This window comes from Marinomonas sp. A3A (assembly GCF_018336955.1).
GTDB classification, from domain to species: Bacteria; Pseudomonadota; Gammaproteobacteria; order Pseudomonadales; family Marinomonadaceae; genus Marinomonas; species Marinomonas lutimaris.
Genome location: NZ_CP025532.1, coordinates 341703 through 354077 on the forward strand (window position 1 = coordinate 341703; position 12375 = coordinate 354077).

A 12375-nucleotide genomic window follows, 5' to 3' on the forward strand; every position below is an offset into this window, starting at 1 on the left:
ATCTAGTTAGAAACGTTCCGCTCGTAGCCTTCTTTGATGTCATCAAAGTAGGGTCCAATTGGGAAGCTTTTGCCATATTTAGATAAATCGTTCGGTGTGATTTCTGCGAACAATTTTTCCCATGTGGCTTTATCAAGCTTGGCTTCTACATAATTCGCATCAATGCCTGGATACCAGTTGAACTGCTTTACAATGCCGTTGGCTTGAATTTCTGGGCTGGTGGCTAACTCAATGAACTCGCGAGCCAGTTGAGGGTGCGCAGCTTTGGTTGGCGTCACGTAGTACATTGGCTGACCTGGCATGCCTGGTGCAATCAAAGAGAGTTTGAGCGAAGGTGGGATCTTGCCTTGCTCTTTCCAGCTGTAGAACATGTCGACCCAAACCGGCCCCATGAAAATCTCACCACGGTTTAGCATGTCTAACGTGCCTGCGTTGCCCGGTGTGAAAGTGATGTTCTTGTTGAACTCTTTTAGTTCGGCAAAGGCCTTATCCCAAGACGATTCGACATTTTTATCATATGGCGCAGAAGACAGTCTTTCTGCATCTGTGCCATAAGCATAAATCCAACCAGTTACGAAGCTAACGCCAGACATGCCGTTCTTGATGCCGTTATAGCCAAACGCTTTAGGGTGCTTTTGCGTCCACTTAACCAATTCGTCATAAGACGTTGGTGGGTTTGTAACGAAATCACTGTTATAAGCGATGGCGGTTTGGCTATGGAACATGGGCATAACGTAACCATCAACATTGACACCTAATGCATTTTTAGCACTGTCGCGAGAGACCATGTCACCCGTTTTAACTTCGCTGCGGTATTTTGACAGTAAGCCATCTTCTACCATTTCCCCACCAATTTTTTGGTGCACAACGGCCACATCAATGTCCCATTTATCCATACCGCTGTCATTTTGCGCCGATAGCTTTTCCATAATTTTGTGGGAGCCCGCATCACCTGGGCCTGTACCAACTACGTTAACTTTCACACCTGGGTGCGTTGCTTCAAATTTAGGAGCAAGGTAGGTTTTTACGTAATCCACCATGTTTTGACTGCCGGCAGAGGCCACGTTGAGTGTGGTGTCTGCGTAAGCAAAAGTTGAAAATTGAGTAAGGCCGACAGCGGCAATTACGGCGACATTCGTTTTAGTAAACATGATTCATCCTCATTGATTAAACAGTAACGGCATGGTTTTTTTGATGCTTGGCATGTTCTACGTTTTTAATGAAAGCATGCAGAGCATCGGTGGGAACGCGTAAAGTAACGGGAGTATTCTCAGGTAGATTCTGGTCGTGATCCGCCTGTATGGCGTGCTTCCCGCAGCGCACACTAATTTGGTAATTGTTGCCAAAGAACACACTTTGTTCGACGTGACCGTTGATCTCCAAGCCCGTATGGAAGTCATCTTTACTTGCAGGTTGCTGAGTCGATAGCACGGCATTTTCACTACGAAAATAAATGTCTAATGGAGTGGTATGGTTACCCAGGTTTAGATGGAAAGCGTCGTCGTTAGTGGGCCATTCGATATGGTTTTCTGCCCCCATAAAGTCGGCAACAAAAGGTGTACTTGGGTGATGATAAATCTCTTCTGGTGTACCAATTTGCTCGATTTTGCCTTGGTTTAACACAGCAATTCGGTCCGCCATAACCAAGGCTTCTTCTTGATCATGGGTGACGATGAGTGAGGTGAAGCCAAGTTGTTTTTGCAGTGCTTTGATTTCATGGCGAACGCTTAGCCTAACCTTTGCATCAAGGTTCGAAAGTGGCTCATCGAGAACCAGCACATCGGGTCTGATCGCCAAAGCGCGTGCTAATGCCACTCGCTGACGCTGCCCCCCCGACAAGGCGGTAACCTTCTCATTTTCTAACCCTTCTAGTTTTACTATGCCTAATAATTCCGCGACGCGGCAGTCTATTTCTGCCCGTTTGGCTTTTTGAACTTTGAGCCCGTAGCCGATGTTTTGTGCGACGGTCATGTGAGGCCAAAGAGCGTAACTTTGAAAGACCATGGTAATGTTGCGTTTTTCGGCGGGAAGCTGAGAAACGGCTCGGTTACCGGCAAAAATTTCGCCATTACTAACAGGAACGAAGCCGCATAAGGCATTGAGTAGCGTGGTTTTTCCACAGCCAGATGGACCGAGTAAGGCAATCATCTCGCCTTGCTCAACGGTTAAATTGATATTATCTAATATCATTTTTTTGCCGTAGCCTGCCTGTAAGTTTTTTATGTGTAAGTGCGCCATGCCTTCTCTTTTCTCCAAACCGATAAAACGAGTGTCGGTAGGATTTTTGAAGTTTTTTTAACAAATGAACACGTGTTCAGTGATTTGTAAAAAAAATGCAATCTCTAACCGACATTATGGTGGCCTACTTTGTCGGATCTTTATGACAATTTAATTAAGCTAAAAAGACATCTTGGTGAGGCAGTATGAAAATTGACGTAATTGGTAGTGGTAGTGCGTTCTCTAAACGCAACAATACCTCCTCGATTAGAATTATAGATTGTCAGCAAAACCAATGGCTTATCGATTGTGGGCCAACGGTGCCTCGGGCGATTTGGCAGAGAAGTATTGGTGTGAATGATATTCAGGTAATTTATTTTACACACATACATCCAGACCATAGCTCAGGTTTAGCCGCGTTGATTAACCAATGGAAAAGTTTCAATCGCACGGAGCCTTTGACTATTTTTTGCCAAGCCGAACAGCAGCAGCCTCTAAAAGCGCTGGTGGAGTTGGCTGTGTGGCCGGAAACTCAGGTGTGTTTTGAGATTCATTGGCAGGACATTGCGGATGAATTCGAATGGGAGCACTGGCACATCCGCACAGCGAACACTCAGCATGAAATGGCGAACAAAGCGATTCGAATTACGGCCGATGAAAAAACCTTGTTTTACAGTGGAGATGGTCGTCCTACTGCTGCTAGCCAGTCGTTGATGAAAGATGTGGACATGGCTTTTCAGGAATGCGCGTCTTTTGAGGCTTTATCTAATGACTCCTCTCATGGGGATTTGCCAGGTTGTGAGCGCTTGCTTGTGGACACTGGTGCTAAGGCGTTGGGGATTTATCATTGTTTTGATGAGGCGATACCGAGTTTATTGCAAGCTGTGAGGGATATTCCTGACATGTTTTTGAGTCGAGATGGTTTGCAATTAGATTTAGACGATATTGATCTTAGTCGACATGTCTTTGATTCTCTTTCAATAGGACAAGGAGGCAAGATGTGACCGATTCTCGAGGTGGCCGATCTGTATCTGCCGAAGATGTTGCGAAACTTGCTGGCGTGTCTCGTGCGTCTGTGTCTCGCGTGTTTAGCGATCAAGGCAATGTGGCTCGCGAAACCCGCGAAAAAATATTACAGGCGGCGAATGAGTTGGGTTATCAAGTTAATTTTTTGGCTCAGGGTTTAAACCGTAAACGCAGCCAGTTAGTGGGTGTGGTGGTGGCGCGCTTAAGTGATCCTTTTCGTAGCAGTTTGCTTGAGGGCTTGTTGAGTGAAATTCAGCGTAAGGGCTATCAAGCCCTCGTTACAGAAGTACGTGATGCGGACGAATTGGAAATAACCATTCGGCGCTTTACGCAATTTCGTGTGTCGGGAGTGGTCGTCACATCCGGCCAGCCACCAGTGGAATTGGTGAAAGAGTGCGTACAACATAATATTCCTGTCGTCGGCATTAATCGTCATATGGATATCCCTGATGTGGATTTTGTCTGTTCCGACAATAAAATGGCAGCCGTTCTTGTTGCGGAGCAGTTTGTGCGTTGTGGCTGCTCGTCTATTGCTTGGCTGAATTATAAAGACTCTACTTGGTCTGGTATCAACCGCGGCGAGAGGTTTTGTCAGGCCACGGCTGAGATAGGTCTATGTGATGAGAGCGATTTACTTCATATTGTCGCCGACATGGATGGATATGAAGGAGGAAGGCAAGCAGCTCACGTTTTTTGTGCTGAAGGTGGGAAAGTCGATGGTGTGTTTTGTGCTAATGCTCAGCTGGCCTGCGGCTTTTTGGATGGGATGCGAGAAAATGGCTTTGATGCCCCCCAAGATTTTCACATCATTGGCTTTGATAATACGCCGCAAACCGCGCAATACAGTTATCGCTTGACGACGATTCATCAAGATGTCGAGGAAACCGCGAAGCGTGTCTTATCTTGCTTGGAAGCCAGGGGGCAAGATCCCTATATTGATCAAACTATAGAAGAAATACCGGTCAAATTGGTGATTAGAAATACCTCGCCAGACTTTGAATTGACCAGCATAAGGACAAAAGAACATGCAAGATAGCTATCAGATTTTAGAAACCGCAATTAGAGCGGCTGGCAAACGTGCTCAAAGCCTTCGTCAGTCTGGATTGTCAGTAACCACAAAAAGTCGGCAAGATTTTGTCTCTCAGGCAGATGTTGCGGTTGAAGCAGAGTTAAAAGAAGTGATTCGAGGCCTATTCCCAGACGATGGTTTTTTGGGGGAAGAAAGTGGTCTGGTTCAGGCTTCAAACCCAGAAAACAATGGAGTCTGGGTGATTGACCCTATTGATGGCACCACTAATTACGTTCAAGGTATGGACTATTGGTGTGTTTCCGTCGCTTATGTAAAACACAAAGAAATCCAGATGGGCTTTGTTTATGCGCCGGATAGAGAGGAGTTTTTTATTGCCAAGAAAGGTCAAGGTGCGTATTTGAATGGCGTTCAATTAACTATTCATGAGCCTAAAAAAGGTCAAGCACTTCTGGGATTAGGGCGGTCTAATCGCCGACCAATACAAGAATATTGTGATCTTATCTTGATGTTGGATAAACAGAATATCGAATACCGACGCTTTGGCGCGGGCGCTCTCATGCTGGCTCATGTGTCATCTGGACTGGTTCATGGCTATTTTGAGTCACATTTAAACAGTTGGGATGCGTTGGCGGGCTTGCTGTTAATCGAAGAGGCAGGCGGTCAAGTGACGGACTTCCTTAAGAAAGATGGGCTGTTAAACGGTAGCCTAGTTTGGGCGGCAAGCCCGCAGTTATGGCAAGATTTGAGTCCTCTGTTAAGTTCTTGAATGGTGTTTTTTCGCTAACTCTGCGAAGATTGTCGGCCTTAAAATACGTGGCCGATAGAGTCTATGAGTCAGAATACTGGGTTTAAAAACTATCTTGGCGCTTACAGCGCACAGGTTCAACAGCAAGCACAAACTTTGTTGGACTCGGAGAAGTCTGGTGAGTGGTTGTTAAAAAAATACCCTGACGTTCATGGGCTGAACGGAACTCGTGCTTTGTATGAATACGCAATGGATCTCAAAAATGAGTTTATGCGTAGCTCCCCGCCAATCAGCAAAGTCATTTATGACGATAAGATACACATCATCAATAATGCTCTTGGGTTGCATACTTTCGTGTCTAGAATGCAGGGCAATAAGCTAAAGGCGAAAAATGAAATTCGTATCTCGTCTTTATTTCGTCGGATTCCTGAACCTTTATTAAAGATGATTTTGGTGCATGAACTCGCACACCTCAAAGAAAAGGGCCACAACAAAGCCTTTTACAAGCTTTGTTGTTATATGGAGCCCGATTATCATCAGCTAGAATTCGATCTGCGTTTATATTTAAGTCATCGTGACCGATTTGGCGATCTTTGGTCTTAATAGCCTATTTGGTCTTAATAGTTTAAACATACAAGCTTCTTCCTTTTCTGCTATTCAATACTCATTTCTCATACACTGCCCTCGCGATAGAGAGCATTTCTTGACACTAATTTACGCTTTCTTAATTTTTACACTTTTATTGTAAGGCCCTATCTTTCTGGCTTTTGGGCTGAATAAATCCTCATTTTTAAAACATTGTTTTATTATTTTTACCTTTACATTACAAAAATACTTCCAAAAATAAAAATATAGAGTTAAATTAAAATCTCAACCCTATAAAAATAAAACGGTGTTTTAATATGAAGATGAAAATTGTATCTGCGGCAGTCCTCATTGGACTCACTAGCGTTGCAGCGCATGCAACAACGATTAATATTCGCCATGAATACGTTCCTCAGTACGACGGTCAGGATCAAGAGAATAAAGATCGTATTGAAGTTAGCCATCGGTTTGCCAATGGCATAGGTTTTGGCGTTGAGGCTAAGTGGAGTAGTGCAAAAGGCGAAGGTCCTTTTGATGAACTAAGTGGTAATGGCCAGCAAACGAATATCAGTTATCGTTATAAAATCTCCGATACTCTTACCTTAACTCCGCAGTACAAATGGGATTCTGGATCTACCAAAGTCGGCCATCAATTTAATTTAAGCCTTGGTTACAAAGTAAATGATGATTGGTCAGTTGGCTTCCGTCATCGCTACCATTACGACAAGCTAGCCAATGAAACAAGCACTAGCAGAAACTCCCATTATAATCGTTGGACTTTTTCTGCTGGATATAAAGGCATTGAAGATTGGGGCTTTGGGGCATCTGTAGATTATACCTTCAACCAAGAAAGTTCAGGCCCAAGATGGAAAGATGATAAATCGGGTTTCTCAGAAGTGAATTTTACCGGCGAATACAAAGGCTTTAAAAACGGCTGGAGCCCTTTTGCAGAAATTGGCATGAAGCCTTATAAATCAGGTGATACTTACAACTTCAATGGCGAATCAGTTACAGCGAATGACAGCTGGCGTCCTGTTTATAAAATTGGTGCTAAATACAACTACTAAGCGTATTCGTGTTTAATTAATGCACTGTAAAGGCCTATTTTTCCTCCCTTTTAGATAGGCCTTTATCTACGCAGTGTTTTTTAACCTTCCTGCTAATCCCCTAAATTAACTTAGTCTTATGCATTTGCCAAAGTAAAGTCTGGTTTAATTGAGGTGATTTTCTTGGTCAGATAATTCAACAGTACGCCGTATATTGGGATAAACAAACCAAGGCTAATGATGAGCTTAAAGCCAAAATCCGCTAATGCAATTGCTTGCCAATGTTGGGCCATAAATGGGTCTGGGCTTTGGTAAAAAGCGATGCCGAAGAACGCCAAAGTATCTAAACCATTCCCAAATAACGTTGATGCTGCTGGAGCAACCCACCATTGTTTAAGCTGACGTAGGCGATTAAAGACTTGAATATCAAGTACTTGACCAAGCAGATATGCCATCAAGCTGGCAATAGCTATTCTTCCGACAAATGTATTTATCGACGATAAAGCCTCAAACCCTTGAAACTCTCCTTGAGCAAATAGAACTGACAATACGTAAGAAACGATTAGCGATGGAATCATCACTAAGAAGATGATTTTTCGTGCCAATGCCGCGCCGAAGATTCTTACGGTGAGATCTGTTGCCAAGAAAATAAAAGGAAAAGTGAACGCACCCCAAGTGGTGTGGAACCCAGAAACCGTGAAGGGAATCTGTACTAGATAATTGCTAGAAGCAATGATTAGTAGGTGGAACATCGCAAGGTAGCACAGTGCCTTGCCTTTTTGTTCTGAGGTAAAAGTACTCATATTTGTGGCCTTTTTCGTTTGATTGGGGTGAGGGAACCCAAATTTAAAATTTTATAACGCTCTTTGCATAGACATTTGACCATAAGGTCAAATGCGGAGCGGAATTATACATGAATCATTTGGTTAAAAAAGCATCAAATGTAAGAAATCGTGCTTGATGAGCTAAAAGTGTGTATAAAAAAGCAGTCATCATGTTTTTTAGTGCATTAATTCTTTTTGTGGCTTCATTTTTTGGATTTTAGCGGGTAGCCAATACGTGAGATCCAGTTGTGGTAACACCAGCCGAATAGAATAATGAGCAAGCATCCAGATAGAACTGGAGAGAGTAAAAATCCCCACGAAACTTGCAATGATAATACCAGAAGAGGGTTTGCTCCTGCCGGAGGATGCAGCGTATTGGTTAACATCATCAAGGAAACGCCAGCACCAACACTTATTGCCATAGTTAATGGTGTGACATCCCAAAATTGTAATGCGATTAATCCTATTGTGGTTGTTAATAAATGGCCGCCTAGGATATTTTTTGGCTGAGCCAAAGGGCTTTTAGGTAAGGCAAACAGTATAACCATGGTTGCGCCAAATGGCGCCATGATACCAAGATACTCTGGTGCAAGCTGGGCACCTTGAGCAATCATAAAAATACACAGTGTTGCTCCGATCCCTGCTAAGCAAATAGTAAAAAATTTAGACTGATGAAATGAAGTGAAAAAATTGGATAGCATAAATGGATTCCTCTTGAGTGCTGGCTATCATTGGTAAATAAAGGTAGACCGATCTGTCTCTGCAATGGTAGACAAGTCTGTTCACTCGTGTCAATATTCTTTTTTAATGAGGGAGAAGTAAAGTGACTAAGCCTGACTTATTAATACACGCGGCGTTTAAACTTTTTTATCAACATGGCATTCATGCTGTGGGGATTAATCTCATTTTGTCTGAAACTGGAGTAGCCAAAAAAACGCTTTATCATCACTTTAGTAGTAAAGATGCTTTGGTTGAGGCTGTGTTAATTTATCGGGATCAAATTTTTATGGATTGGCTAACATCAAGAATGATGGCGGCTGGGGAAGGAAAAACCGCTGTTTTGGCCTTGTTTGATGCGCTTGATGATTGGTTTCATGACAATGTTGAGGTGTTATCGCCATTTAAAGGCTGCTTTTTCGTGAAAGCCAATGGGGAGTTTTCTGATCATGTAGTTAATGAAATATGTCAGCGCCATAAGCAAAATATTACGTCTTTTATTCAAGCGAACCTTGTAGGTTGTTCTGCTAAATTGGCTCCGGCTGATTTAGCACAAAGTGTCAGTGTGCTAAAAGAAGGGGCTATTGCACAAGCCTATGTATCGGGCGATTTAGATGCCGCTAAGAGAGCAAAAGCGATGGCTGTTGCTCTCTTAGGTTAATCTAAAAAATCTGTACCTAAATTGCTAATTAATCTTCGTCGTCTGAACTGTTAATACGAGCTAAACGGTCTTGTTCTTCTTCGAAGGCTTCTTTGATTTCTTGTAGTACGGAATCGACATCGGCTTCTTCTGTTGGTTCTTCAAATAAACCGGTCAGTTCGGTATGTGGTGTTAATTTACCAGCTTCGAACAGCGCCCAAATTTCTTTTGCGTATTTGGTTTCAAGAAGCTCTGGTGCGAACATACCGTAATAGTTACGCATGTTGTTTACGTCGCGCTCTAACATCCATTCGGCATTATTGTTTGCAGCTGCATCAACGGCTTGAGGAAGGTCTATAATCACAGGGCCGTGGGAATCAACTAGTACGTTAAATTCGGATAAGTCGCCGTGAATCAAGCCAGCGCACAACATGCGAACAATATCTTTGATAATGGTGTCGTGATCGCGTTTGGCTTGCTCTTCAGTTAATACCACATCATTTAGACGTGGTGCTACTTCACCGCTATCATCAGTAACCAGTTCCATTAACAAAACGCCGTCAAAGCAACCGTAGGGTGTAGGCGCGCGAACGCCAGCGGCTGCTAGTCGATACAGGGCATCGACTTCAGCATTTTGCCAAAGGTTCTCTTGTTCGTCTCTGCCAAACTTAGAGCCTTTTTCCATCGCTCTAGAGCGACGGCTATTACGGACTTTTCTGCCTTCTCGATATTGTACTGCCTGTTTAAAGCTGCGTTTACCCGCTTCTTTATACACTTTTGCGCAACGGATCTCTGATCCGCAGCGTACTACGTAGACAGTCGCTTCTTTTCCGCTCATTAATTGTCGAAGAACTTCGTCTACTAAGCCATCTTCGATGAGTGGTTGTATTCTTTTAGGGATTTTCATGCGGCTCGTTATACAGTGATTAGATGACAAATGAAACTACCAGAAATAGAAAATAGACTTTATCGCTGGTGCAGCGGCATTATTTCTACCTTGCAATTAACAAGGTTATTCGTTGGAATCACGTTTTTTATATTCATTCCTTACTAAATACTCAACCATCTCGTTGATTTTCATGTTTTTTTCTTCAGCCAGTGCATTTAGCTTTTGCTTGGTGTTTAGCGTCATGCTAATGCTGTAAGGCTTTTTACCACTCGATTTCTCACGAAATTTTTTCTGGCTCCAAGCTTTTTTCATTTTATCAATGATCAAAGCTTTACGGTCTACGTTATCAGATAAATCAATAGTAGCAATAACCACCGCTTTTTTTTCTATCGCATTGGCTGGTATCCAAGCTTGTTCTAAGGGTCTTTGGGTAATGTTTTGCAGATAAGACCAAGCCCAAGTCCATTGTGAAGGATTATTGTCTTCTAGCCAATTTACTATTGTTTCATTAAAGCGGATTTCTTGCCATTTTGCTTTGAGTTCTTCGAGTAGATCTTGCTGTTGCTGTGTATCAGCCTCGCCATTATAAAAAGCATCTAAAATATCTATGTGCCTATCGGCTGCGTTATCCCTGTCAGTACTGAAGGTCTTTTCCGCAAGTAAGAAGAAACTGCTTTCTTTGGACGTTTCTTGTTCTAGACCAGCCTCAGTCTTTTTAGTCTTACTTTTTAAATAGCACCATACCCAGTTACACAAGCGCTCGTCTTTTTTATCAATCCATCGAAAATGATTGGAAGCCAACTGTGTTGCTTTAAACGCGGTGCGCATTTGAGAGGCGAAATTTTGTGGGGCGCGTTTTTTGTTTATTAAATTTTCTAACTCTTCATTTAGCTTTTTCACACGTTCGAATTGTGAGCTTCCGCGTAAATTTTTTAAAGAGGTACTTCGAATAGTTCGTAGCAAATAATCAGTATAAAAAGTGAGTTCCCTTTCAGATGCCGGTTCAAGAAATTCAGCACTGCTTTTAATCATACCTATCATTCCTTTTTTAATACTTATTATTCAAAGAGTCTAAAAATTACTGTGTAGATGTTCCGTAAATCTTACGTGTATTTCCGTAACCTTACAATAATTTTACAGTATATTTATTGATCTAATTAATGTTCTAATTTTATTTTCATGTATTAAAAAGCGTATTTTCAAACTGGTTTATATCTTTTTTGCTTTTAAGGTTGAGAAAAGTCAGATTGTTACTTTTTGGCCATTAATTAAGTTGTTGTTTTATCTATAGATAATTTCTAGCGTTGTTAGGATTGAAGGAGAGGTCTTTTGCTTTTCGAAAGAATGAGAAGAGAGGGTAATAACAGGTTATATAAGTGCTAAAGGCTGCTATTACTCTTTTATTGGGTGGGAGCATTGCATAGAGCAATAAAAAACATTGTAGACTGTGCCGGAGCGAGTCTATGGTTTTTGACAAGATTGAGTGTGATCTGCTGTATTGGAAAACTAGTAGTTAAAAATGGTCTGCACGAATCGTGTTGCGCCCTGAATTCTTGGCTGTATAAAGATGATCATCAGCAATTTTGAAGACGGCCTCTTTTGAGGTTGCTTCATAGGAGTACCCAATACCAATGCTGATAGTAATGTTTGATATATCGTCGACAACAAGGTTGCTAACGGCTGTTCTTAGTTTTTCGGCTAGCGCCATGACTTGCTGCGGTGTCCTATTTAAAGTGAGAATGATAAATTCTTCTCCACCCCAGCGGCCGAGTATGTCATTTGGATGAATGCTCCTACTTAGTTTGCCTGCGATTCTGTTAAGAACTTTGTCTCCGACAAGATGGCCATTTAGGTCATTGACCTGTTTGAAATGATCTATATCGATGATGAGTATTGCGTAATTCTTCTGTTGTTCCGTTGAATCTAGGTTAAGTTCGTTAAATACTTTCTCAATGCCACGTCGGTTTAGCACTCGAGTGAGTAAATCGACGTAGGCGTAATTTTCAAGGGTGTTTGCTCGTGCAGCGATTTTGTCCGATGTCACTTTTAATTTAATAACCGTCCACAATAAGAAAATATAGATAACATGGGCGATGGCCATATTTAATGTGACAACAAGTGCTGCGTTGACTGTGTGGTTTTGTATGAGTGCAATGTAATGCCCTACGATAGTTGCAACAAAAACAATTGCGGTTGCGGGAGCGGCCTTTTTGACATCAAGAAAAAGATAGACAATGACGTAATTTAGCCCTAGCCACTGTGCTGAGTTAGAAAATAGACCATTATCCGGTAAATGATGCCAAATGCTGCAGCTTATTAAGTAGCCAGCCACAACGAGGTAGGCAAGATAGTGCAAGCTCTGCTGGTTGAGGCGTGAAAAACTGAGTATGTAAATCAGAATAAATGCGCCAATGCATAATGGATACGAAAAGGCGTCAAATACTGCAATAATCCCGCTGTAAGCATCGATTCCCCAGATCGAGCTAAACCCTAGGATGGCAACAATCAGCAACTGACGGAATAAGGCCGGAGAAATCTGAGCCGCGCTTAAAGGTTTCTCAGTGCTTATGTTAGGTTGAGGTTTCATCATGGGGTTTCTAAAGATAGATGGGTTTTAGGAGATGCCATTCACGCTTAGAATAGGCACACAAAAATT

General features: G+C 42.3%; 13 protein-coding genes. 6 read left to right on the top strand and 7 right to left on the bottom strand.

Annotated features, from left to right (window positions below; genetic code table 11):
- Positions 1–2: 2 nt before the first annotated feature.
- Together CYL31_RS01500 and CYL31_RS01505 are read right to left on the bottom strand one after the other, a co-directional pair.
- Positions 3–1151, bottom strand: a complete 1149-nt coding sequence (locus CYL31_RS01500; RefSeq protein ID WP_212917243.1) for an ABC transporter substrate-binding protein — start codon at positions 1149–1151, stop codon at positions 3–5.
- Positions 1152–1167: 16 nt separating this feature from the next.
- The gene (locus CYL31_RS01505; protein WP_212917244.1) at positions 1168–2238 is read right to left on the bottom strand and encodes an ABC transporter ATP-binding protein; all 1071 of its coding nucleotides are present in this window, start codon (positions 2236–2238) and stop codon (positions 1168–1170) included.
- Positions 2239–2423: 185 nt separating this feature from the next.
- On the opposite strand from CYL31_RS01505, the gene CYL31_RS01510 reads away from it, so the two are divergent.
- The 5 genes from CYL31_RS01510 to CYL31_RS01530 all read left to right on the top strand — a co-directional run bounded on the left by CYL31_RS01510 (position 2424) and on the right by CYL31_RS01530 (position 6670).
- A complete protein-coding gene (locus tag CYL31_RS01510; protein WP_212917245.1) occupies positions 2424–3221 on the top strand; it encodes an MBL fold metallo-hydrolase in 798 nt (265 codons plus the stop codon).
- The gene (locus tag CYL31_RS01515; protein WP_212917246.1) at positions 3218–4279 is read left to right on the top strand and encodes a LacI family DNA-binding transcriptional regulator; all 1062 of its coding nucleotides are present in this window, start codon (positions 3218–3220) and stop codon (positions 4277–4279) included. The genes CYL31_RS01510 and CYL31_RS01515 overlap by 4 nt, the downstream gene beginning before the upstream one ends.
- The gene (locus tag CYL31_RS01520; protein WP_212917247.1) at positions 4269–5039 is read left to right on the top strand and encodes an inositol monophosphatase family protein; all 771 of its coding nucleotides are present in this window, start codon (positions 4269–4271) and stop codon (positions 5037–5039) included. Before CYL31_RS01515 ends, CYL31_RS01520 begins: the two co-directional genes overlap by 11 nt.
- Positions 5040–5102: 63 nt before the next feature.
- Positions 5103–5621, top strand: a complete 519-nt coding sequence (locus tag CYL31_RS01525; RefSeq protein WP_212917248.1) for a YgjP-like metallopeptidase domain-containing protein — start codon at positions 5103–5105, stop codon at positions 5619–5621.
- 299 nt (positions 5622–5920) lie between these two features.
- Positions 5921–6670 carry an oligogalacturonate-specific porin KdgM family protein gene (locus CYL31_RS01530; protein WP_212917249.1) on the top strand — a complete coding sequence of 250 codons (750 nt, stop codon included), beginning with the start codon at positions 5921–5923 and terminating at the stop codon, positions 6668–6670.
- Positions 6671–6786: 116 nt separating this feature from the next.
- On the opposite strand, the gene CYL31_RS01535 is transcribed toward CYL31_RS01530, so the two are convergent.
- Positions 6787–7452, bottom strand: coding sequence for a 7-cyano-7-deazaguanine/7-aminomethyl-7-deazaguanine transporter (locus CYL31_RS01535; protein ID WP_212917250.1), 666 nt, complete (start codon positions 7450–7452; stop codon positions 6787–6789).
- Between the two features lie 224 nt (positions 7453–7676).
- Positions 7677–8174, bottom strand: a complete 498-nt coding sequence (locus CYL31_RS01540; RefSeq protein WP_212917251.1) for an HPP family protein — start codon at positions 8172–8174, stop codon at positions 7677–7679.
- A gap of 122 nt (positions 8175–8296) precedes the next feature.
- On the opposite strand from CYL31_RS01540, the gene CYL31_RS01545 reads away from it, so the two are divergent.
- Positions 8297–8851, top strand: a complete 555-nt coding sequence (locus CYL31_RS01545; RefSeq protein ID WP_212917252.1) for a TetR/AcrR family transcriptional regulator — start codon at positions 8297–8299, stop codon at positions 8849–8851.
- 28 nt (positions 8852–8879) lie between these two features.
- Here the strand turns inward: CYL31_RS01545 and CYL31_RS01550 are convergent, their stop codons facing one another.
- From CYL31_RS01550 to CYL31_RS01560, 3 genes are all read right to left on the bottom strand, one after another.
- On the bottom strand, positions 8880–9737 hold the full coding sequence (locus CYL31_RS01550) for a PA4780 family RIO1-like protein kinase (protein WP_100186327.1): 858 nt from the start codon (positions 9735–9737) through the stop codon (positions 8880–8882).
- A 105-nt stretch (positions 9738–9842) separates the two neighbouring features.
- Positions 9843–10751, bottom strand: a complete 909-nt coding sequence (locus CYL31_RS01555) for a hypothetical protein (RefSeq protein ID WP_212917253.1) — start codon at positions 10749–10751, stop codon at positions 9843–9845.
- A 481-nt stretch (positions 10752–11232) separates the two neighbouring features.
- Positions 11233–12309 carry a GGDEF domain-containing protein gene (locus tag CYL31_RS01560; protein ID WP_249411658.1) on the bottom strand — a complete coding sequence of 359 codons (1077 nt, stop codon included), beginning with the start codon at positions 12307–12309 and terminating at the stop codon, positions 11233–11235.
- Between the last annotated feature and the right edge of the window lie 66 nt (positions 12310–12375).